17 protein-coding genes are annotated in these 20,554 nt (G+C 67.0%); 12 read left to right on the top strand and 5 right to left on the bottom strand.

Annotated elements, in window-relative coordinates:
* Positions 1-292 precede the first annotated feature (292 nt).
* Entirely contained in the window at positions 293-1,324 is a 1,032-nt protein-coding gene (locus tag ASF34_RS08105) for a helix-turn-helix domain-containing protein (RefSeq protein WP_056160453.1), read from the top strand.
* A 29-nt stretch (positions 1,325-1,353) separates the two neighbouring features.
* On the opposite strand, the gene ASF34_RS08100 is transcribed toward ASF34_RS08105, so the two are convergent.
* On the bottom strand, positions 1,354-2,322 hold the full coding sequence (locus ASF34_RS08100) for a site-specific tyrosine recombinase XerD (RefSeq protein WP_373321267.1): 969 nt from the start codon (positions 2,320-2,322) through the stop codon (positions 1,354-1,356).
* 23 nt (positions 2,323-2,345) lie between these two features.
* The gene (locus ASF34_RS08095) at positions 2,346-2,498 is read right to left on the bottom strand and encodes a hypothetical protein (protein ID WP_018045858.1); all 153 of its coding nucleotides are present in this window, start codon (positions 2,496-2,498) and stop codon (positions 2,346-2,348) included.
* A 321-nt stretch (positions 2,499-2,819) separates the two neighbouring features.
* On the opposite strand from ASF34_RS08095, the gene ASF34_RS08090 reads away from it, so the two are divergent.
* The 3 genes from ASF34_RS08090 (at position 2,820) to ASF34_RS08080 (ending at position 6,063) form a co-directional block, all read left to right on the top strand.
* A complete protein-coding gene (locus ASF34_RS08090; RefSeq protein WP_018045857.1) occupies positions 2,820-3,443 on the top strand; it encodes a shikimate kinase in 624 nt (207 codons plus the stop codon).
* On the top strand, positions 3,440-4,558 hold the full coding sequence (gene aroB / locus ASF34_RS08085; RefSeq protein ID WP_056148616.1) for a 3-dehydroquinate synthase: 1,119 nt from the start codon (positions 3,440-3,442) through the stop codon (positions 4,556-4,558). The genes ASF34_RS08090 and aroB overlap by 4 nt, the downstream gene beginning before the upstream one ends.
* Positions 4,559-4,758: 200 nt before the next feature.
* Complete coding sequence (locus tag ASF34_RS08080) at positions 4,759-6,063, top strand: HlyC/CorC family transporter (protein ID WP_056160451.1); 1,305 nt, start codon at positions 4,759-4,761, stop codon at positions 6,061-6,063.
* Between the two features lie 138 nt (positions 6,064-6,201).
* Here the strand turns inward: ASF34_RS08080 and ASF34_RS08075 are convergent, their stop codons facing one another.
* Positions 6,202-6,630: a cupin domain-containing protein gene (locus ASF34_RS08075; protein WP_056160449.1), complete on the bottom strand. Its 429-nt coding sequence runs from the start codon at positions 6,628-6,630 to the stop codon at positions 6,202-6,204.
* Positions 6,631-6,655: 25 nt separating this feature from the next.
* The gene (locus ASF34_RS08070) at positions 6,656-7,324 is read right to left on the bottom strand and encodes a hypothetical protein (RefSeq protein ID WP_056160447.1); all 669 of its coding nucleotides are present in this window, start codon (positions 7,322-7,324) and stop codon (positions 6,656-6,658) included.
* Between the two features lie 502 nt (positions 7,325-7,826).
* Between ASF34_RS08070 and ASF34_RS08065 the strand changes: the two genes are divergently transcribed.
* A complete protein-coding gene (locus ASF34_RS08065) occupies positions 7,827-10,718 on the top strand; it encodes a phosphoenolpyruvate carboxylase (protein WP_156465694.1) in 2,892 nt (963 codons plus the stop codon).
* Between the two features lie 52 nt (positions 10,719-10,770).
* On the opposite strand, the gene ASF34_RS08060 is transcribed toward ASF34_RS08065, so the two are convergent.
* Positions 10,771-11,490, bottom strand: a complete 720-nt coding sequence (locus ASF34_RS08060; RefSeq protein ID WP_018045851.1) for a YggS family pyridoxal phosphate-dependent enzyme — start codon at positions 11,488-11,490, stop codon at positions 10,771-10,773.
* Between the two features lie 193 nt (positions 11,491-11,683).
* On the opposite strand from ASF34_RS08060, the gene leuS reads away from it, so the two are divergent.
* From leuS to ASF34_RS08025, 7 genes are all read left to right on the top strand, one after another.
* A complete protein-coding gene (leuS, locus tag ASF34_RS08055) occupies positions 11,684-14,275 on the top strand; it encodes a leucine--tRNA ligase (protein WP_056160445.1) in 2,592 nt (863 codons plus the stop codon).
* 271 nt (positions 14,276-14,546) lie between these two features.
* A complete protein-coding gene (gene lptE / locus ASF34_RS08050; RefSeq protein WP_443136532.1) occupies positions 14,547-15,032 on the top strand; it encodes an LPS assembly lipoprotein LptE in 486 nt (161 codons plus the stop codon).
* Positions 15,029-16,060, top strand: coding sequence for a DNA polymerase III subunit delta (gene holA / locus ASF34_RS08045; RefSeq protein ID WP_056160444.1), 1,032 nt, complete (start codon positions 15,029-15,031; stop codon positions 16,058-16,060). Before lptE ends, holA begins: the two co-directional genes overlap by 4 nt.
* Positions 16,061-16,220: 160 nt before the next feature.
* Positions 16,221-18,110 (top strand): tRNA uridine-5-carboxymethylaminomethyl(34) synthesis enzyme MnmG, encoded by a 1,890-nt coding sequence (gene mnmG / locus ASF34_RS08040; RefSeq protein ID WP_056160442.1) that lies wholly within the window; start codon positions 16,221-16,223, stop codon positions 18,108-18,110.
* The gene (gene rsmG / locus ASF34_RS08035; RefSeq protein WP_156465670.1) at positions 18,100-18,741 is read left to right on the top strand and encodes a 16S rRNA (guanine(527)-N(7))-methyltransferase RsmG; all 642 of its coding nucleotides are present in this window, start codon (positions 18,100-18,102) and stop codon (positions 18,739-18,741) included. Before mnmG ends, rsmG begins: the two co-directional genes overlap by 11 nt.
* A complete protein-coding gene (locus ASF34_RS08030; protein WP_018045845.1) occupies positions 18,738-19,580 on the top strand; it encodes a ParA family protein in 843 nt (280 codons plus the stop codon). The genes rsmG and ASF34_RS08030 overlap by 4 nt, the downstream gene beginning before the upstream one ends.
* A 54-nt stretch (positions 19,581-19,634) precedes the next feature.
* Positions 19,635-20,528, top strand: coding sequence for a ParB/RepB/Spo0J family partition protein (locus tag ASF34_RS08025; protein ID WP_018045844.1), 894 nt, complete (start codon positions 19,635-19,637; stop codon positions 20,526-20,528).
* Positions 20,529-20,554: the final 26 nt, after the last annotated feature.

The raw sequence follows: 20,554 nt of genomic DNA, 5'->3' as shown, positions 1-20,554 counted from the left end.
GGCATTCGCATTGCTGTCTTAAATGGCCATCGTCATTCAAAAGATCGCCCTCGTTCAATAATCGTAAAGCAGCGTCGGAGATCCGTGATCGAGATCGAGGCGTCTCCACCGGGAGGCTTGGAAACACCGATCAATAACACCGACGATCATCCTGCAATCTCACGTTGCGATGAGGATAGTTCTTCGAGAAATATTGCGATCATATCAAAAGTTAGGTATCTGTTGTTTCAGGTCGTCGTTCCCCTCGGCTGGGCCGTAGCTCCGACGATTGTCGTGAGCTCGCGGTTTAACAATGAATGGTGGGATACCGAGAAACCTTTGGTATGACGTTCCAAGCCAGATCAAACATTTTGGCAACGTCGGTCATTGGCACTGGGATTTCGTCGACAACACTCATTTCTGGTCGCCCGGACTCTATCCGATCCTAGGGCTTCCCAATGGCCTCATCAGGCCCGATTACACGCTTCTGTTCCGGCTCATTCATCCGGACGATTGCCCTCCGACCATGGAACCCGACCTGGTCAGGCAATCGGAAACGGTACCGCCCTCGATCTTCCGCATCGTCCGGCCGGATTCAGGAATCTGTACTGTCATGAGCCGCGTGGAGGTAACGACCACGCCCAATGGCCGGCCCTTGAGCGCGCATGGCATCCTCGCCGACATCAGCGATCCTGCCATGCTGGCCCGCGCCGAGGCAGCACAGCGGCAGCGAGACCAGGCGATCTTTCATTCCGTCCGGGCCTTCACGTCGACGGCGTACACATTTCCATTCATAAAATTCTCGCAGAAATGGCTCGACCTCGTCGGCCTTCCCGAGAGCGAGCTCCTGCAGGACCCCACACGACCGTTCGTAAAGGCCGAGGGCGTGCCATGGTCGGCGCGTATCGGGGGGATGTACGCGTCCAATCACGCCTCATACCTCCTGCCGGACCTCAGGCTGGCGAACGGCGACACCGTGAGATACCGCCTTCTCTTGGTTCCCGTGCTGAACGATGCGGGGCATATCGAAAGCTGGACTCAACTGATCGGCCCGATCCAGTTGCGGATCAGACCCTCCGGACGCCTTCGGCTCGGCCTCGAACAGCACCTCGAATCCGGTCATGTCCGTGCGGCGCGCGCATTGCTCGACTGGTCGATGGCGGATCTGAGCGGAGCTTCGGGAGTGTCGCTTTCGACGATCCGGCGGCTCGAAGGCTCCATTGCCTCCGTCTCGGTCGCCAACCGCAATCAGGTGATCGGCGCTCTGCGCAGCGCAGGTATCGTGTTCTCGCTCATGGATGGGGCGACGATCGCGGTCAGCAAGGGGAGGCAGATCGCCGGATGAAACATGGCCGGAACGGCGCGGTGGCCCGTTCAGGCGGGCGCTGTACCGGATTCGGCCGGGTCGTCCATGAGGGGGTGGAGATCGCGGACCATGCTCTTCAGGCGCTCGTCGAGGACATGCGTGTAGATCTGGGTCGTCGAGATGTCGGCATGGCCCAGGAGCTCCTGCACGATCCTGAGATCGGCCCCGTTCTGCAGGAGATGGCTGGCGAAGGCGTGGCGCAACACGTGCGGACTCACGCGGTCCTCGCGGATCCCGGCCGCCGCCGCCGCAATCTTGAGGTCGCGGGCGAAAGCCTGCCGGGTCAGGTGACCGCTCTCGCTGTCGGAGGGGAACAGGAAGGGACCGTCGCCGGTGAGATGAGTCAGGTGCTCGCGCATGGCGGCGCGCGCGAGATCGGTGAGCGGCACCAGCCGCTCGCGCCCGCCCTTGCCCTTCACCACGAGGTAGCGCTGCTTCGTGGTGGCGGCCGCGCGCGGCAGGGCGACGAGTTCCGAGACGCGCAGGCCGGTGGCGTAGAGGGTTTCCAGCAGACACAGCATCCGGACCGCGCGTCGCCGCTCGCCCGGCGTCTCCTCGGCCGGCGTCGCCACGGCCCGCTCGCGGGCGGTGCGCAAAAGGTCGTCGACCTCGGTCACCGACAGCACCTTGGGCAGGGTGCGCCCCCTGCGCGGGCCGCCCACCGGCGCGCTCGGATCGGTCTCGGCGAGGCCTTCGGCGTACAGGAACTTGTGGAAGCCGCGAATGCAGGACAGCCGGCGCGCGGCGGAGGAGGCCTTCAGTCCCTGGGTCTCGAGATCCGCCAGATAGGCGCGGACCTCGCCCGCATCGGTATCGAGCGGATCACGTCCCGAGGCGGACAGGGCCGCGAGGTAATGGTCGAGGTCGCGGCGATAGGCGGCGAGCGTGTTGGCGGCGGCGCCACGCTCGGCTGACAGCATTTCGAGATAGGCGACGATGAGGTCCGGACCTTCGGCGCCCGCCACGTCACCAGTCACCTCGTCAGCCTTCTCCGACCCCGTCACCGGCCGGGCGGCTGCAGCTTCGCCGAGGGAATGCTGACGCTCATTTCCCGAGGCGTGGGCTGAACGAAGGTGGCGAGCGAGAACATGCCCGCGAAGACCAGTCCACCGAGGATGGCGAGCGTGGCGAGAAAACGAAACAGGGTCGGCACTCGGACGAACCTCGGTCGGAGGGAACTCTGCGAAAATGAACGGCGTCGGTCGGCCAGCAGATCATTGAGCAGCCAAGCCAAGGGTTTGCACCATGCCGGGCGCGCGATGGCAAGGACTTCGGAGCCACACGGAGCGCCGCAAGGGATTCATGGCTGCCGAGCGGCGATCGGCCTCACCGGTCCGGGAGGCTTCGCGGGAGGAGGAAACCTGCCCGAAAGAAACCCGACCCGGGAAGAATCGCGTCGCGCCTTACGGCCTCGCTTCGCCCGGCGGATGAAACGCGCTAGGATCGCGTGAAGACGTGTATCAAGATTTTAACAATGACCGAGACCGAGACCGAGCCATCGGGAGGCGACATCGCCGCCGATCCCATCGAAGTCAGGCTCCGCCGTGCCCTCGGCGCGCGCTCGATCGTGCTCGTCGGTCTCATGGGCGCCGGCAAGAGCACGGTGGGGCGGCGCCTGGCGACGCGCCTCGGGCTGATGTTCAAGGATGCCGACAACGAGATCGAAGCGGCGGCCCATCTCACGATCCCGGACATCTTCGCCATCTACGGCGAGCCGAGCTTTCGTGAGGGAGAGGAGCGCGTCATCGCCCGGCTCATCCGCGAAGGGCCGCTGGTGCTGGCCACCGGTGGAGGCGCCTTCATGCGCGAGGCGACCCGGGCGCGGATCGCGCAAGGCGGCGTCTCGGTCTGGCTGAAGGCGGAGCTCGACGTGCTGATGCGCCGCGTCCGCAAGCGCGGCAATCGCCCCCTGCTCCAGACCGACGACCCGGAGGAGACGATGCGGCAATTGATGGAGATCCGGCATCCCGTCTATGGCAGTGCCGACGTGATGATCCCCTCGCGCGACGTCTCGCACGACCGCGTGGTGGAGGACGTGATGGAAGCTCTCGATGCCTATCTCAACGGCCCCTCGAACCAAGGCGTCGCCGCGCAGTGAGTGACGGACAGACGGTCCACGTCCCCCTCGACCAGGGCCGGGACTACGACATCCATATCGGCCGCGGCCTCCTCGCCGAGGCCGGCGTCCGCGTGGCCGCCCTCGGCGCCAAAGCCGCCGCCATCGTCACCGACGAGACGGTGTCGGCGCTCTATGGCGAACGCCTTCGCGAGAGCCTGGAGGCGGCGGGCCTGCGCTCCGGCCTCGTCACCGTCGCGCCGGGCGAGGCCTCGAAGAGCTATGCGGTCTACGCCCAGGTCTGCGACGGGCTCCTCGCCCACCGGATCGAGCGCAACGACCTCGTGGTGGCCCTCGGCGGCGGCGTGGTCGGCGATCTCGCGGGCTTCGCGGCGGCGACGCTCCGGCGCGGCGTCCGCTTCGTCCAGGCACCCACGACCCTGCTCTCGCAGGTCGATTCCTCGGTGGGCGGCAAGACCGGCATCAACTCGCCCCTCGGCAAGAACCTCATCGGCGCCTTCCATCAGCCGCGCCTGGTCCTGGCCGATACCGCCACCCTCGACACCCTGTCCGAGCGCGAGATGCGCGCCGGCTACGCCGAGGTGGCGAAATACGGCCTCATCGCCGATGCGGGCTTCTTCGACTGGTGCGAGGCCAACTGGGCCGGCATCTTCTCCGGCGGCCCGGAGCGTGACGAGGCGGTGGCGATCTGCTGCCGGGCCAAGGCCGGTGTCGTGGTGCGCGACGAGCGCGAGGATGGCGAGCGCGCCCTGCTCAACCTAGGCCACACCTTCGGCCATGCCCTGGAACGGCTCACCGGCTACGAATCCGCCCGCCTCGTCCATGGCGAGGGCGTCGCCATCGGCCTGGCGCTGGCCTTCCGCTTCTCGGCTCGCCTCGGCCTCTGCCCCGGTCAGGATGCCGGCCGCGTGGCCAACCATCTGGCGCTCGCCGGCCTGCCCACCCGGCTCCAGGCCGTCCCCGGCGGATGCGGGGGCGCCGACGCCATCCTCGACGCCATGGCCCAGGACAAGAAGGTCCGCGACGGCGCCCTGACCTTCATCCTCGCCCGCGGGATCGGCCAGAGCTTCATCGCACCGGGCATCGACCGCGCCGAGGTGAAGGCTTTTCTCCAAGACGAGTTACGCGGGGCGTGACTGGATCGCCTCCCTTGCCCTGACCTCGCTTCGGGGACACCACCTGTCTCCAGGCGGCTGGGATCGGGAGCGGCCATGCCGACCTGTCGGCTCAAGATCCGGTGCCACGGCATCGCTTCGGTCGCGGGTTGGTATATGAGAGGGGCTCGCCAAGACCGGCACCGTGCCGGTGTGGCACGGCTTGATGCGACGACGGCCTGATGGACACGCATACCGACCTCTGGCTCGCCGCGAGCATCGTGGTGATGTCGCTGCTGCTCTCGGCCTTCTTCGCAGGCGCCGAGACCGCCTTCACCGCGGCGTCGCGGGCGCGGATGCTCTCCCTGGAAGATAGCGGCGACCTGCGGGCACGCGTCGTCAACCGCATCCTCGCCTCGCGCGAGCGGTTCATCGGCGCCATGCTGATCGGCTACAACATCGTCGCCATCGGCGCCTCCGCCTTCACCACCAGCGTGCTGACCACGATCTTCGGCAAGAGCGGGGTGCTCTACGCCACCGGCGTGATGTCGGTCCTCGTCATCGTCTTCGCCGAGGTGCTGCCCAAAACCCTCGCCATCAACAAGCCGGACCAGGCCGCCCTGGTGATGGCGCGGCCCGTCGCCTTCGCGGTGGCGCTCCTCGGCCCGGCGGCCATCGCGATCGAGAAGGTGGTGCGACTGATGCTGCGCCCCTTCGGCATCAGCATCGGGCAGCACCAGTCGATCCTCTCGCCCACCGAGGAAATTCGCGGACAGGTCGCCCTGCTCCACCGCGAGGGCGGCGTCGCCAAGGCCGAGCGCGACATGCTCGGCGGCCTGCTCGACCTTCACGAGTTGTCCGTCTCCGAGGTCATGGTGCACCGCACAAAGATGCGCACCATCAATGCCGATCTCCCCTCGGAGGAGATCGTGCGGGAGGTGCTGTCCTCGCCCTACACCCGCATGCCGCTCTGGCGCGGCACCTCCGAGAACATCATCGGCGTGCTCCACGCCAAGGACCTGTTGCGCGCGCTCGACGCCGCCGGAGGCGACGCCTCCGGTCTCAAGGTCGAGGCCCTGGCCCTCGAGACCTGGTTCGTGCCCGATACGACCAGCCTGCGCGACCAGCTCAAGGCCTTCCTCACCAAGAAGACCCATTTCGCCCTCGTCGTCGACGAGTACGGCGAGGTCATGGGGCTCGTGACCCTGGAGGACATCCTGGAGGAGATCGTCGGCGACATCGCCGACGAGCACGACGTCGCGGTCTCCGGGGTGCGTCCCCAGGGGGACGGCTCGGTGAATGCCGACGGCTCCGTCGCCATCCGCGATCTCAACCGCGCCATGGACTGGAACCTGCCCGACGAAGAGGCGACGACCATCGCCGGCCTCGTCATCCACGAGGCGCGGGCGATCCCCGATACCGGCACCGCCTTCAACTTCCACGGCTTCCGGTTTCAGGTCCTGCGCAAGGCGAAGAACCGCATCACCGCCCTGCGGATCACCCCGCTCGTGCCGATGATCGCGAAGAAGGACGAGATCGAGGGCTAGAGCGCTCTCCGCCGAAGTGGATACCGGTTCGGCGAAAAAGAGCGCGGCACAACAAAGGCCTGGAGATGTGCCCCGACCCAACGTGGGTCGGGCGCAGCTCTAGGCCCCCGGCAAAGCGAACGGAGAAACGCGCCTCCCTCAGCCGCGCGGCACCGGCCGCCAGCCCGGAGGCGCCATCTCGAACCCTTCGAACCGGAAGGCCGGGGAGACGGTGCAACTCACCAAGGTCCACGATCCGAGGCTCGTTGCGGTCTGCCAATGCCCCGCCGGCACCACGACCTGAGGTTGCTGGCCATGGGCTAGGTCGGGACCGAGATAGGTGGCGGTCGCATCGTGACCGTTCGGACTCGTGGTGATCACCATCGGTGCGCCGGCATGCCAGAACCAGATCTCGGAGGCATCGACCCGATGCCATTCCGAGGTCTCGCCGAGATCGAGCAGGTAGTAGATCGCGCTGCCCACCGAACGGCCATCGACCTCCGTCGGATCGCGAAACGTTTCGCGATAATGGCCGCCCTCCGGGTGGGGTTGAAGCCCCAGCTTGGCGATCACCTCGGCGGCCTTCATGTCGTCCTCCCTCGTCTCGCTATCGTTATTGGCCGGCCGGAAGGGCGCCTTGAGGCAATTGAAGGCCGCGAGGAGCCGCGCCCTCCCCCCGCCCAGCTCCCTCGGCGGCGGAGGCCTTGGGCGGGCGCGGTGATTTGGCGACGGGCTTGGGCTTCGCCTTGGCGACGGGCGCCGCCTTCACTTCCGGGGCATCGCCGCAGCGGCGATGATCGAGGCGCGCCAGGACTTCGCCGGCCTCCGAGACGATGTTGAGGAAATCCGGCAGCACCGTGAGCTGCTCGTCCCAGCGGACCGGGCCGCCTATCGTCGCCTCCAGGGCTGCGGGGCTGCCGCCCCGGCGCAGGGCCAGGAGATCGGGGCCGAAGGCGGTGGCGGCCTTGTTGCCGAGGACGACCTGCAGCACGCGGGTAGCCTCCGGCGTCAGGGGGCGAAGCGGGTTGTCGACGGTGATCGTGCCGCTCCGCGTCACCCAGAGCGAGACGGCGCCTTGGCCCTCGTAGAACGCACCCTGGCCGTTGTCGCAGACCACGATGAGCTCGGGCAGTTTCACGGGAGCGAGATTGGCCGCCGGCGTCGGCAGGGGCGCGGCCTGAGGAGCATCGGACGCCTCGGCTGGCTTGGCGACGGGTTTCGGTTTGGGCTTGGGCTTTGGTTTCGGCTTAGGCTTGGGAACCGGAGCCTCGGCCTCGCCCAATGGCGCGGCGTCCTCTTGTGTGAAACCGGGGGAGACTCCCAGCATCACGCATAAAAGAGCAACGCAGGAGACCAGCGCCAGGCGACTCCCAGTCCGCATCCTCCAAGGCCGAAACGCGGAGTTCGGGTTGCCGGAAGGACAGGACGGGATCGAAGAGATCTGCATGGCTGAGAGGGTTACCCCAGCGAGGGCCGGCTTGCATCCACTTGTGGCGCGCCACAGGAGTGCTTTCGCACAGAGGCAGGCATTGCCGCCCGGGTCGCCCTGGCCGGAACGGTCCTTGCGTCTCGTTTCGGCCCCTTGCGCCGAGGGAACGCGGAGCCGAAACCATGCGGACGGATTGGCCTTGCACGGTGGTGGCGCCGGCTCGCAAAGCGATCCATCGGTGGATGACGGGTCGTCATGCACGCATTGTCGCCGGCGCGACGCCCAACCTGTTCTAAGGCGACTCGGCTTCGGGGCCGTCCTCTTTCTTCTGTCCAGACAAGGTCGATCGATGCGCATGCTTGACCGCAGCCCAGCCAATACGGTGCCCGATCCCGGCAAGCTGGAACAGGATCTCATCGCCCTCATCGAGGATTCTCGCGAACGGTCGAGCGAGGATCCGTTCCGTAATCCCGTCCTGGCGGTGACGCTCGCGATCACCCGCCGCTTCGACCGCGACGAGATCGACGAGGACGACCTCGACGGCCTGTTCACCCGGTTACGCACACAATCCCTGGTAGCCCGGGCCGAGCGCCTGCGCGGCTATGTCGGGCTGGACCGGGACGCGCAGGCATCGGCAGACAGCACGATGCCGGCGCGCCTCGTGGCGGCGATCCCGAAAGGCACAGGGGATTTCGAGACCTTCCGCGATCTCGTGGGCCGTACCGGATTCGCCGTGGTGTTCACCGCCCACCCGACCTTCGGCATGCCGAAGGCCGTGGCGGCCCTCATCGCCGAGGCCGCGTCCCAGGACAGCGAGGCGGCGCGCCGGCCCCTGATGGAGAAGGCCGCCGCCCTCTCGACCCGGCCGGATGCGAAGATCAGCCTGGACGACGAGTTCGAGCAGGCCTGCCTCGCGGCCAATCACGGCCGCGCGGCCCTGGACAGCTTCAACGCAGCCCTGCTCGATGCGGCCCGCGCGCGCTGGCCCGACCGCTGGACGGAGCTGGTGCTCAAGCCCTTCGCCCTCGCCTCCTGGGTCGGCTGCGACACGGACGGGCGCACCGATATCGGCTGGTGGGACACCCTGCGCTACCGCCTGGAATCGAAGCGCATGCAGCTCGACCGGGTGATGCGCCACCTGCCGAACGTGCCGGCCACCAATGTGGTGCGGGACCTGACGCAGGGCGCGCTGGCGGCCGTGAACCGGCAACTCGCCGTCGCCCCGCGCCTCGGGACCAAGCCTACCCTGGAGGCGGTGCACCGCTTCGCCCTGGCGCTCATCATCGAGCGGGAGCGCGCCCAGACCGATTCCGGGCCGCTCCTGGCGGGCCTCGCCGGAGCCCTGGGCGGCGTCGAGAGCGACGAGGACAAGCGCGCCATCGCTCTCCTGCGCTCCGGCATCGCGACACACGGCCTGTCGAACGCCCTGCCGCATTTCCGGCTCAACGCCAGCCAGATCCACAACGCCGTGCGCCGGGTCATCGACCTCGAAGGGGAGCCGACGGACGCGGCGCAGCGGCGCTCGCATCTCGCCACCATCCACGCCCTCCTCAACGACGTGCATCCGGTGGCCGTGGATTTCGGCGCGCTCGCCGCCGAGCGTGCCTCGGCCGCGCGCTTGATGATGACCATCGCGCAGATCCTGAAGCACGTGGACGGCACCCATCCGGTGCGCTTCCTCATCGCCGAGACGGAGACCGGCTACACCCTTCTCGCCGCCCTCTGGCTCGCCCGGCATTACGGGATCAGCGACAAGGTCGAGATCACGCCGCTGTTCGAGACGGCGAGTGCCCTGGAACAGGGCATCCGCGTCCTCGACGATGCCCTGCGCAACCCGCATTGGCGCGCCTATCTCAAGCGCATCGGTCGCCTGACGGTGCAGTTCGGCTACTCGGATTCGGGCCGCTATGTCGGCCAGCTCGCCGCGAGTTTCTGGATCGAGCGCCTGCGCCTGCGCATCACCGACCTGATGACGCAGAACGGCCTGTCCGGCATCGAACTCGCGATCTTCGATACCCACGGCGAATCGATCGGCCGCGGCGCCCATCCGACCTCCCTGCGGGACCGCCTCGCCTATCTCGCGCCGGAGGATTCGCGGCACCGGAACCGCAAGGCCGGCATCAAGGTGCGGCTGGAATCCAGCTTCCAGGGCTCGGACGGTTACCTGATGTTCGGCACGCAAGCGCTCGCCCGCGCCACGGTGGAGCGGATCGCCGAGCACCTCTTCGCCTTCGACATCGCCGACGACGATTCCTTCGCCGACTATGTCCTGTCCGACGCGCCGGGCGCCGACGAGACCGACGACCCGATCTATGGCGAGGCGGATTTCGCCGCCGAGTTCTTCACCGTCGCCCGCCAGGACATGGAAGCCCTGGTGGACGACCCTGGCTACGCCGCATTGCTGGGCACGTTCGGCCCTAGCCTCCTCGACCGCACCGGCTCGCGTCCGGTGGCCCGCCAGACCGATAGCGGCGGCCCCAGCATGATCACCCATCCCCGCCAGATGCGGGCGATCCCCAACAACGCGATCCTGCACCAACTGGGGTACCTCGCGAATTCGCTCCACGGCCTCGGCCGGGCGGCGAGCCGCGCGCCGGATCTGTTCCGCGACATGCGCCGTGATTCGGTCCGGTTCTCGCGCGCGTTCCGCCTTGCCCAGCATGCCTCGGCGGTGGGCGACCTCGATGTGCTGCGCGCCTATATCGATACGCTCGACCCGGCCATGTGGCTGGAACGGGCACGGCGCACGCAGCGCGACGACCGGCGCGACGAACTTCTCGTCATCGCCACCGCCCTCGACCGTCTGCGCCTCGCCCCCGACCTTCGCCGCCTGTTCGGTCGCCTCACCAGCGACTGGCTGAGTTTGCAATCCGCCGCCCCGGACCTCGGCAAGATGTCGGTGAGGCTGACGATGCTCCACGCCCTGCGCCTCGCCCTGATCCACCGGATCTGGTTCCTGGCCGTGCACATTCCCGGCTTCCGCCCCCAATCGGGCATCACCCGCGAGCAGCTGATCGAGCGCTTCCTGCGCCTCGACATCGACGGCTGCCTCGCCATGCTCGACGAGATCTTCCCGATCACGCCGGACCCGACCCTCGGCCTCAATTTCGGCGAGCCCGCCGGACCGCGCGATGTCGGCACCTATGAGTCAGAGCACAAGACGATCTTCGGCCCGATCCGCCAGTCCTTCGCCCGCGTCCGCGAGCTGTCGGGCATGATCCAGCACGAGGTGGGAGCGTTCGGGTAGGGCACCGTGGATCCCGGGTTCCGCTGCGCGGCCCCGGGACAAGCGGTGTCGCTCAGGCCCCTGCGGCGCGGGGGCGCTCCCCGAAGATCGCTGTGCCGACGCGGATATGGGTGGCGCCCATCTGGATCGCCGCCGGGTAATCCGCGCTCATGCCCATGGAGAGGATGGGCAGGTTGTGGCGCTCGGCGATGCGGGCCAGGAGGGCGAAATGCGCCGATGGCGGGGCTTCGGCCGGCGGGATGCACATGAGCCCGTTGATCGCCAGACCATGGGTCTCACGACACTCGCTGAGGAGGACGTCCACCTGCGAGGGCGAGACCCCGGCCTTCTGCGGCTCGTCACCGGTATTGACCTGGACGAGCAGCTTCGGCGTGCGCCCCGTGCGCTCGATCTCCTTGGCCAGGGCCGCCGCCAGTGACAGCCGGTCGAGGCCATGGATCACATCGAACAATTCCACCGCCTCGCGGGCCTTGTTCGATTGGAGCGGCCCGACGAGATGAAGCTCCACGTCGGGAAAGCGCTCGCGCAAAGCCGGCCACTTCGCCTTCGATTCCTGAACGTAGTTCTCGCCGAAAACCCTATGCCCTGCCTCGAGAGCCGGGACGATGCCGTCCGCATCGATGAGCTTCGAGACCGCCACCAGCGAGATCGTGGCCGGGTCCCGCTCGGAATCCTGAGCCGCCTGGACGATCTTATCGCGCACGGCCTTAAGCCCGGCGACGACGGCGGCGGCGTCAGGATGGGCGTATCTCGGCGCGGTGGAGTCGGGCATGATGTCTCGCGGGCGAAGGAGGGGGGCGGGTTACGCCTGACCTATCATCCGCAACGCCGGCCGCAAGCGCCGGGCTCCACCGGTGACGGCTCTGTTGACCGGCAAACAAGCCGTGTTAGTCCGGCATCCAACCGTTCCGGCGCCGCGTGAGGCGCCTCGCCAGGCCGTCCTGGCCGTAGTCAGAGCCCGCACCATGACTTCCTCCCCCATGCCCGTTCCAGAGCGCTACAACGCCAAGGATGCCGAGCCGCGCTGGCAGGAGGCCTGGGCCGCCCAGGGTATCTACGCCACGAAGAACGACGACCCGCGCCCGAAATACTACGTGCTCGAGATGTTCCCCTACCCGTCGGGGCGCATTCATATGGGCCACGTCCGCAACTACGCCATGGGCGACGTGGTGGCCCGCTACAAGCGCGCCAAGGGCTTCGCGGTGCTGCACCCTATGGGCTGGGACGCCTTCGGCCTGCCGGCCGAGAACGCGGCGATGGAGCGCAAGGTCAACCCGCGCGACTGGACCTACGCCAACATCGCCACCATGCGCGGCCAGTTGCAGAGCATGGGCCTGTCACTGGACTGGAGCCGGGAGATCGCCACCTGCGATCCCGACTACTACAAGCACCAGCAGCGTATGTTCCTCGACTTCCTCGACAAGGGACTCGTCACCCGCCGCACGGCCAAGGTGAACTGGGACCCGGTGGACCATACCGTGCTGGCCAACGAGCAGGTCATCGACGGGCGCGGCTGGCGCTCGGGCGCGCTGGTGGAGCAGCGCGAGCTGACCCAGTGGTTCTTCAAGATCACCGATTTCGCGCAGGATCTCTACGACGCACTCGACGGCCTGGAGCGTTGGCCGGAGAAGGTCAGGGTCATGCAGAAGAACTGGATCGGCCGCTCGGAAGGGCTGGAGGTCCGCTTCGCCTTCGATTCGCGTGACGGCGAGATCAAGGTCTACACGACCCGTCCCGACACCCTGTTCGGCGCGAAGTTCCTGGCCATTGCCGCCGACCACCCGGTCGCGGCGTCCGTGGCCGCCGCGCGTCCCGAACTCCAGACCTTCATCGAGGAATGCCGTCGCACCGGCACGGCGCAGGCCGCGATCGACACGGCGGAGAAGCTCGGCTTCGACACGGGGTTGCGGGTGCGCCACCCCCTCGACCCGTCCTGGCTGCTGCCCGTCTACGTGGCGAATTTCGTCCTGATGGATTACGGCACCGGCGCCGTGTTCGGCTGCCCCGCCCACGACCAGCGCGACCTCGACTTCTCGAACAAATACGGCCTCGGCAATACGCCCGTCGTCTGTCCGGAAGGGCAGGACGCGGCGAGCTTCGTCGTCACCGACACCGCCTATGACGGCGATGGCCGCATGATCAATTCGCGCTTCCTCGACGACATGACGACGGACGAGGCCTTCCACGCCGTGGCGAACCGGCTTGAGGCCGAGATCCTAGACGGGGAGGCGGTGGCGGCGCGCAAGGTCCAGTTCCGTCTGCGAGACTGGGGCGTCTCGCGCCAGCGCTACTGGGGTTGTCCGATCCCGATCATCCATTGCGATGCCTGCGGGCCGGTCTCCGTCCCGGTCGCCGACCTTCCGGTGAAGCTGCCCGACGAGGTCTCCTTCGATACCCCCGGCAATCCGCTGGAGCGTGATCATGCCTGGCGCAACGTGCCCTGCCCGCGTTGCGGCGCTGCGGCCCGGCGTGAGACCGACACGATGGACACCTTCGTCGATTCGTCCTGGTACTACGCCCGCTTCACCGCTCCCTGGCTGCAGGACGCGCCGACCGACCGTTCGGCGGTGGATCACTGGCTGGCCGTGGACCAGTATATCGGCGGTATCGAACACGCGATCCTGCACCTGCTCTATGCCCGCTTCTTCACGCGAGCGATGCAGGCGACGGGCTGGTCCGGGGTTTCCGAGCCTTTTGCCGGGCTCTTCACGCAGGGGATGGTGGTCCACGAGACCTACAAGGACGCAGCGGGCGCATGGGTTCAGCCCGCCGATATCCGCATCACCGCCGAGGGCGGCGGGCGGCAGGCGTTTCACGTGAAAACAGATGCACCGATCTCGATCGGCTCCATCGAAAAGATGTCGAAGTCCAAGAAGAACGTGGTGGACCCGGACGACATCATCGCGAGCTACGGCGCCGATACGGCTCGCTGGTTCATGCTGTCCGATTCGCCGCCCGAGCGTGACGTGATCTGGACGGAGGATGGCGTCCAGGGCGCGGCCCGCTTCGTTCAGCGGGTCTGGCGCCTGGTCTCTCTCGCTGTGGGCGTGCCGGCAGCGAGCGGAGCGTCGGACGCTGCGCTTCGCAAGGCCGCCCACAAGGCTCTCGCCGCGGTGGAAGAGGATGTGGAGCGCCTGCGATTCAACCGTTGCGTCGCCCATATCTACACGCTGTCGAACGCTCTCGATGAGGCGGTCCGCACGGCTACGGTTTCGCGCGATGCGGCGACGGAAGCGGCGGGCATCCTCACGCAGCTGGTTGCGCCGATGATGCCGCATCTGGCCGAGGAATGCTGGTCGGCCCTCGGACGGCAGGGACTGGTCGCTCAGGCCGCATGGCCGGTGGTCGATCATGCCCTGCTGGTGGAGGACGAGATCACCCTCCCCGTTCAGCTCAACGGGAAGAAGCGTGCGGATGTCACGGTGCCGCGCACGGCCGATACCGCGACAGTGGAAGCTCTCGTCCTCGCCAATGAGGCGGTGCAGAAGGCACTCGAAGGCCGTCTCCCCCGCAAGGTCATCGTGGTGCCCGGGCGAATCGTCAATCTCGTGGTGTGAGAGCATCGAGCCTCTCTTGCCGGCCCGGCGCTTCATCCTCAGGAGGCCCAGCGGCCACCGCATTTCAGGATGCGGGGGAATGGTAGGAGGAGGAGCGACGACCATCGTCCCGCCGCAGAGGAATCGTAAAGCTTGCCGCTTATACAGGTGACGCAAGGGGCGGGATCGCCGTAAAGAGCGAGACCGGACGGAGAGCATTGCTGCGATGATGATGCATGGGCAGAGACAGGTGGTACGGTCCCGCGCGGTGAAGGTCGCGTTGGTCTCCCTCATGGCCGTCAACCTGTCGGCCTGCTTTCGTCCGCTCTATGGACCGACCGCGTCCGGCGAGCCCATGGCCGCCCTCCTTGCCTCGGTACAGGTGGACGACGTCTCCACGGCCGCGGGCCAGGAGCGGCTCGGCCATTACCTGCGCAGCGAACTCATCTTCGATCTCGACGGTTCGGGCCAGCCGTCTCCGAAACGCTACCGCCTGAAGATGCAGGGCAGCGAGTCGGTGAAGACCCCCATCGTGTCATCTCAGACCGGACGCGCCGAAGCAGGCACCCTTGTGGGGACCATCCGCTTCTCCCTCGAATCCCTGGACGGAGCGAAGATCATCACCGAGGGTGTGGCGGTGGCCACGACCACCTACGATCGCTCGATCCAGCGCTTCGCCTCCCTGCGTGCGGCCCGCGATGCTGAGATCCGTCTGGCCAAGACCCTGGCCGATCAGATCAAGACGCGGATCGCTTCCGTTCTGGTGACCAAGCCCTGACCGCCGTCAAGGCTGGCGATATCGAGGCGCTGCTGCGGCGCGGACCGGCGTCGCAGATCGCTGTCATCCTCGTCTACGGGCCGGATACCGGCCTCGTTTTCGAACGAGCCAAGCGTCTGGCCGAGAGTTTCGTCACCGATCCGTCCGACCCCTTCGCCCTGGTCAAGATCGACGGCGATGTCCTCGCGTCCGATGCGGGACGCCTCGTGGACGAAGCCGGCACGGTTGGCCTGTTCGGCGGCCAGCGCAGCATTTGGGTAAGGCCAGGAAGCCGCAACTACGCTCCGGCGGTGGATGCGGCGCTTAAGGCCGAGATCTCCGGTGCACGCATCGTGGTGGAGGCGGGAGACCTCGCCAAGAGCGCGCCCCTACGGACGCTCTGCGAAAAGTCGACTCGGGCGCTTGCCCTGCCCTGCTACGCCGATGACGAACGAGCCTTGGCCGAGCTCATCGACCGCACCCTCCAGGAGAATGGCCAGCGCATCGCCCGTGAGGCGCGCGATGTCGTGGCGATGAGTCTGGGCGGAGACCGGCGGGCGAGCCTGTCCGAGATCGAGAAACTGGCGCTCTATGCCAGGGGCCAGACCGAGATCACCTTGGACGATGTGGAGGCCGTGATCAGCGACGTCGCTGGCAGCGTCCTCAATACGCTGATCGATGCCGCCTTCGTCGGTCGCGGTGAAGAGGTCGAGCGGGATTATCGCCGCTTCCGCCACGAGGGTATGGACCCGTCGATGATGCTCGGCTCGGCCCTGCGCCATGCCCTGACACTCCTCTCCACGCGGATCACGGGGGAGGGGCAAAGTCCGAGCATGATGGTGGGCAATTGGCGCGGCCTGCATTTTCGCCGCAAGGCCATCGTCGAGGCCCAGCTAGGGCGCTGGTCTCCCGTCGCCCTCCGCCATGCGGTTCAGCTGCTCCAAGAGGCCGTGCTCGCCTGCCGCCGCGCCCAGCCCGACCTCGCCCATGCGCATGCTTCGGCGACGCTTCTGCGCATCGCGACAGAGGCCGCCCGTCGGCGCGGCTGATAATCTGCCATCCTGCGCGCGCTTGCCCGCCCATGTCCCATCGCTCGTCAGAGGCGGATCCGAGTTTCGGGAGGTCCATCGCGAAAATCGGATGCGATGGAACGTCGATGGTCGTCGCTCTCCTCGTTGACGACTCGCTCCGGTCGCGCCTAATCACCCTATGTCCCAGACGAGCTCCTCTTTCGACGTGGTCGTGGTCGGCGGCGGCCATGCCGGCGTGGAAGCGGCCGCCGCCGCCGCCCGCACCGGAGCCCGCACCGCCCTGGTCACTCACTCGGCCTCCACGATCGGCGCGATGTCGTGCAACCCGGCCATCGGCGGTCTTGGTAAGGGACATCTCGTCCGTGAGGTCGACGCCCTCGACGGATTGATGGGCCGGGTCGCCGATGCGGCCGGTATCCAGTTTCGTCTGCTTAACCGGCGCAAGGGTCCCGCCGTGCGAGGCCCCCGCACACAGGCCGACCGTAAGCTCTACGCTCGGGCGATGCAGGAGGCGGTGGCCGAGACCGCCAATCTCGTGGTGGTGGAGGGGGAGGTCGCGGATATCCTCGTCGACGCCGCACGGGTGGCAGGCGTGATCCTGGCAGACGGCCGAACCCTGGCCTGCCCGGCGGTCGTATTGACCACCGGCACGTTCTTGCGCGGACTGATCCATATGGGCGAGGTGCAGATCCCCGCCGGGCGTGTAGGGGAGGGGCCGTCCGTCGGCCTCGCTCAGACCCTGGACCGGCTGGGCTTTGCCCTGGGGCGGCTCAAGACCGGTACCCCTGCCCGCCTCGATGGCCGCACCATCGACTGGTCCGAGCTCGAGATGCAGTCGGCGGACGACGATCCCGTGCCGTTCTCGACGCTTACGGATCGGATCACCACGCCCCAGATCCAATGCGGAATCACCCGCACCACCCGTGCCGTACACGATCTCATCCGCGCCAATCTCCACCGCTCCCCGATGTATTCGGGTGGGATCAGCAGCCGTGGTCCGCGCTATTGTCCATCCATCGAGGACAAAGTAGTGCGTTTCGGAGATCGTGAGGGGCACCAGATCTTCCTGGAGCCGGAGGGGCTCGACGACCCGACAGTATATCCCAACGGGATTTCGACCGCCTTGCCGGAGAGCGTGCAGCGCGATTTGATCGCCCTGATTCCCGGCCTCGAACATGCAGCGATCGTGCGTTCGGGCTACGCCATCGAATACGATTACGTCGACCCGCGCGAACTCGACACCGGCCTTCAAGCCAAGCGCCTGCCCGGCCTTTTTCTCGCGGGGCAGATCAACGGCACCACCGGTTACGAAGAAGCGGCGGGGCAGGGGCTGGTGGCCGGCATCAATGCGGCCCGTCTCGCGGGCGGATCGCCCCTCGCCAGTTTCGACCGGGCGGAATCGTATCTCGGCGTGATGATCGACGATCTCGTGACCCATGGGGTCAGTGAGCCCTACCGCATGTTCACGTCGCGCTCGGAATATCGGTTGTCTCTCCGCGTGGACAATGCCGACGAGCGCCTGACCCCACGCGGCGCTGCCCTCGGCTGTGTCGGCTCGGTGAGGGCAGAGCATTTTGCCCACTCCCAGGGCGAACTCGAAGCAGCGAAAGCACGACTCGACGGCCTCAGCGTGACACCGGCGGCGGCGGCACGGCACGGCATCGCCCTCAATCAGGACGGCATACGCCGCAGCGCCTACCAATTGCTGTCCTATCCCGAGATCGGCTGGGACCGTCTCGCCGAGGTGTGGCCCGAGTTACGGAGCGTGTCCCCCCGCGTGGCGGACCGCCTGCGGACGGATGCGACCTATGCGGTCTATCTCGACCGGCAGAGTGCTGATATCGCGGCTCTTCGGCGAGACGAGGCCGTGGCCCTACCGATCAAGCTCGACTATGCGGCGATCCCCGGGCTGTCCAATGAGATGCAGGCCAAGCTCGAAGCCGTCCGACCAGGCACGCTGGGGCAGGCGGCGCGAATCGAGGGGGTGACCCCCGCCGCCCTTACCCTCCTCGCGGCTCATGCCCGCCGTGCCGACCGCTCCAGCCTGGCGACCGTTCATGGCCGCTAAGCAGGACGACCGGGCTCGGGTTCTCGCGCAAGCGAATGTTTCACGTGAAACAGCCGACGCGCTGGACATCTATGTCGAGCAACTCCGCCGCTGGCAGAGCGTCAAGAATCTCGTGGGACCGGCGACCCTCGCGGAGGTCTGGACCCGCCATATCGCCGATGCACTGCAGCTCCTCGATCTGGCTCCGACCGCCACCACATGGCTCGATCTCGGTTCGGGTGCGGGCATTCCCGGCCTCATCCTCGCCATCGCGGGGCGCGAACGGCCTGGCTTTCAGGTCGATCTGATCGAAAGCAATGCGCGCAAATGTGCCTTCCTCACTGAGGCTGCGCGCCTCACGAAAGCCCCGGCGCGGGTGCGTAACCTTCGCATCGAAGACTCGGTTGCCGAGCACCTCGGAATCGATGTCGTCTGCGCCCGCGCCCTGGCCCCGCTTCACCAGCTGCTCGACTGGACCGAACCGCTGTTGACAACCGGCACCACCGCCCTGTTTCCGAAGGGCCGTGATGCACAAGCGGAATTGACCGCTGCAGCGCAACGGTGGAGATTCGTTTACGATCTGGTGACGAGCCGTACTGAGTCGGAAGCGCGGATCGTCCGCGTCACCGCCCTCTCCCGCGTGGATTCATGACCATCGAACCCTCTTCCGCCTCCAGGGCAGTGCCCGAGCGGCCGCTACGCATCCTCGCCTTGGCCAACCAGAAGGGCGGCGTCGGCAAGACGACGACGGCCATCAACCTCGGTACCGCCCTCGCTGCCATTGGCGAACGCGTGCTGGTGATCGACCTCGATCCGCAGGGCAACGCCTCCACGGGACTCGGCATCGATCGTCGCTCGCGCAAGGTTTCGACCTATCATGTGCTCGCCGGGGACTCGTCCCTGGCTCAGGCCGTGGTGCCCACCGCCGTGCCTCGCCTGCTGCTCGCCCCCTCCACGATGGATCTGCTCGGCCTCGAACTCGAGATGGCGAGCTCATCGGACCGCGCCCATCGCCTCCGCAACGCCATGAGCGATATCGGCAAGGCCGGTGCGACGGAGGGCGTCACCTATGTCCTGATCGATTGCCCGCCGTCGCTGAACTTGCTGACGATCAATGCCCTCGCGGCCGCCGATGCGGTGCTCGTGCCGATGCAATGCGAGTTCTTCGCCCTCGAAGGATTGAGCCAGCTTCTGCGTACCGTGGAGCAGGTACGCACGGCGTTGAACCCCCGGCTGACGATCCAGGGTGTGGTGCTGACCATGGTGGATCCGCGCAACAACCTCTCGAACCAGGTCGCCGCCGACGTGCGGAGCTTTCTTGGCGATAAGGTCTACGAGACCACGATTCCCCGGAACGTGCGTGTGTCGGAGGCCCCGTCGCATGGCAAGCCGGTATTGCTCTACGACCTGAAATGCGCCGGCTCGCAGGCCTATCTGCGCCTGGCTTCGGAGGTGATCCAGCGCGAAGGCCGGCTGCCGGTCGCGGCCTAGGTCTCTCGTTCTTTCCTGTAAATGCGTAGCGTATCGGAGTTGAAGCAGGTGGCGATGGCGGATGATGTGGCGCGGCCCCGGCTCGGGCGTGGGCTTGCGGCCCTGATCGGTGACTTCGGTGACGACAACGGCGATGCGGGCAAACCGCAGGCACAGCGTAAGGTCGCCGTCGAGTTTCTCCGTCCCAACCCACGCAATCCGCGCCGACGCTTCCATGATGCCGAACTGGACGAACTCGCCGCGTCCATCAAGCTGCGCGGCATCATCCAACCCATCGTCGTGCGGGCGCTTGCGGGCGTTCCGGATACTTTCGAGATCGTCGCCGGTGAGCGCCGCTGGCGCGCGGCGCAGCGCGCCGGTTTGCACGAAGCCCCCATCGTCGTCGTCGAAATCGACGACCGCACGTCCCTCGAATACGCCATTCTCGAGAACGTCCAGCGCAGCGACCTCAACGCCATCGAAGAGGCGGCCGGTTACGAGCGGCTGATGAGCGAATTCCGCTATAGCCAGACGGAGCTCGCCGAGATCATCGGCAAGAGCCGCAGCCATCTCGCCAACACCCTTCGGCTATTGCAATTATCCAGCGCGATCCAAGACCGGGTCGTCGCGGGCGAGATCACGGCCGGTCATGCCCGCGCCTTGCTCGCGGTGAGGGACCCGGAAGGGGTCGCCCGGCGCATCGTCACAGAGGGCCTGTCCGTGCGTGAGGTCGAGGCCCTCGCTTCGGCGGAAGTGCCGGAGGGCGACGCACCCCGCCCAGGACGCCCTCGCAAGCCCGAGCGCGATATTCAGGTGCGCAGCCTCGAACAGGCCATGGCTCGCGCGCTCGGCGTCTCGGTCTCCCTGAAGGCCAAGGGTCAGGCCAGTGGCGAGATCCGCATCCGCTACGAGACGGCGGAGGAACTCGATGCCTTATGCAAGCGGTTCGAGGTATCCGATGGAGCGTGAAGCTCATTCGGCACCGTCATCCACAC

It is taken from the genome of Methylobacterium sp. Leaf106 (genome assembly GCF_001422895.1).
Classification (GTDB): domain Bacteria; phylum Pseudomonadota; class Alphaproteobacteria; order Rhizobiales; family Beijerinckiaceae; genus Methylobacterium; species Methylobacterium bullatum.
Note: the sequence above shows the minus strand (reverse complement) of the source record. Positions and strands in the feature narration are given on the sequence as shown.

Bases quoted from the DNA above. Each gene is read 5' to 3' on its own strand.
- ASF34_RS08090 (WP_018045857.1), top strand. From the start codon at position 2,820: ATGACCGAGACCGAGACCGAGCCATCGGGAGGCGACATCGCCGCCGAT.
- ASF34_RS08060 (WP_018045851.1), bottom strand. From the start codon at position 11,490: ATGCCCGACTCCACCGCGCCGAGATACGCCCATCCTGACGCCGCCGCC.
- ASF34_RS08025 (WP_018045844.1), top strand. From the start codon at position 19,635: ATGGCGGATGATGTGGCGCGGCCCCGGCTCGGGCGTGGGCTTGCGGCC.
- ASF34_RS08065 (WP_156465694.1), top strand. From the start codon at position 7,827: ATGCTTGACCGCAGCCCAGCCAATACGGTGCCCGATCCCGGCAAGCTG.
- ASF34_RS08075 (WP_056160449.1), bottom strand. From the start codon at position 6,630: ATGAAGGCCGCCGAGGTGATCGCCAAGCTGGGGCTTCAACCCCACCCG.
- rsmG (WP_156465670.1), top strand. From the start codon at position 18,100: ATGGCCGCTAAGCAGGACGACCGGGCTCGGGTTCTCGCGCAAGCGAAT.
- ASF34_RS08030 (WP_018045845.1), top strand. From the start codon at position 18,738: ATGACCATCGAACCCTCTTCCGCCTCCAGGGCAGTGCCCGAGCGGCCG.
- leuS (WP_056160445.1), top strand. From the start codon at position 11,684: ATGACTTCCTCCCCCATGCCCGTTCCAGAGCGCTACAACGCCAAGGAT.
- lptE (WP_443136532.1), top strand. From the start codon at position 14,547: ATGGCCGTCAACCTGTCGGCCTGCTTTCGTCCGCTCTATGGACCGACC.
- ASF34_RS08105 (WP_056160453.1), top strand. From the start codon at position 293: ATGAATGGTGGGATACCGAGAAACCTTTGGTATGACGTTCCAAGCCAG.
- ASF34_RS08080 (WP_056160451.1), top strand. From the start codon at position 4,759: ATGGACACGCATACCGACCTCTGGCTCGCCGCGAGCATCGTGGTGATG.
- mnmG (WP_056160442.1), top strand. From the start codon at position 16,221: ATGTCCCAGACGAGCTCCTCTTTCGACGTGGTCGTGGTCGGCGGCGGC.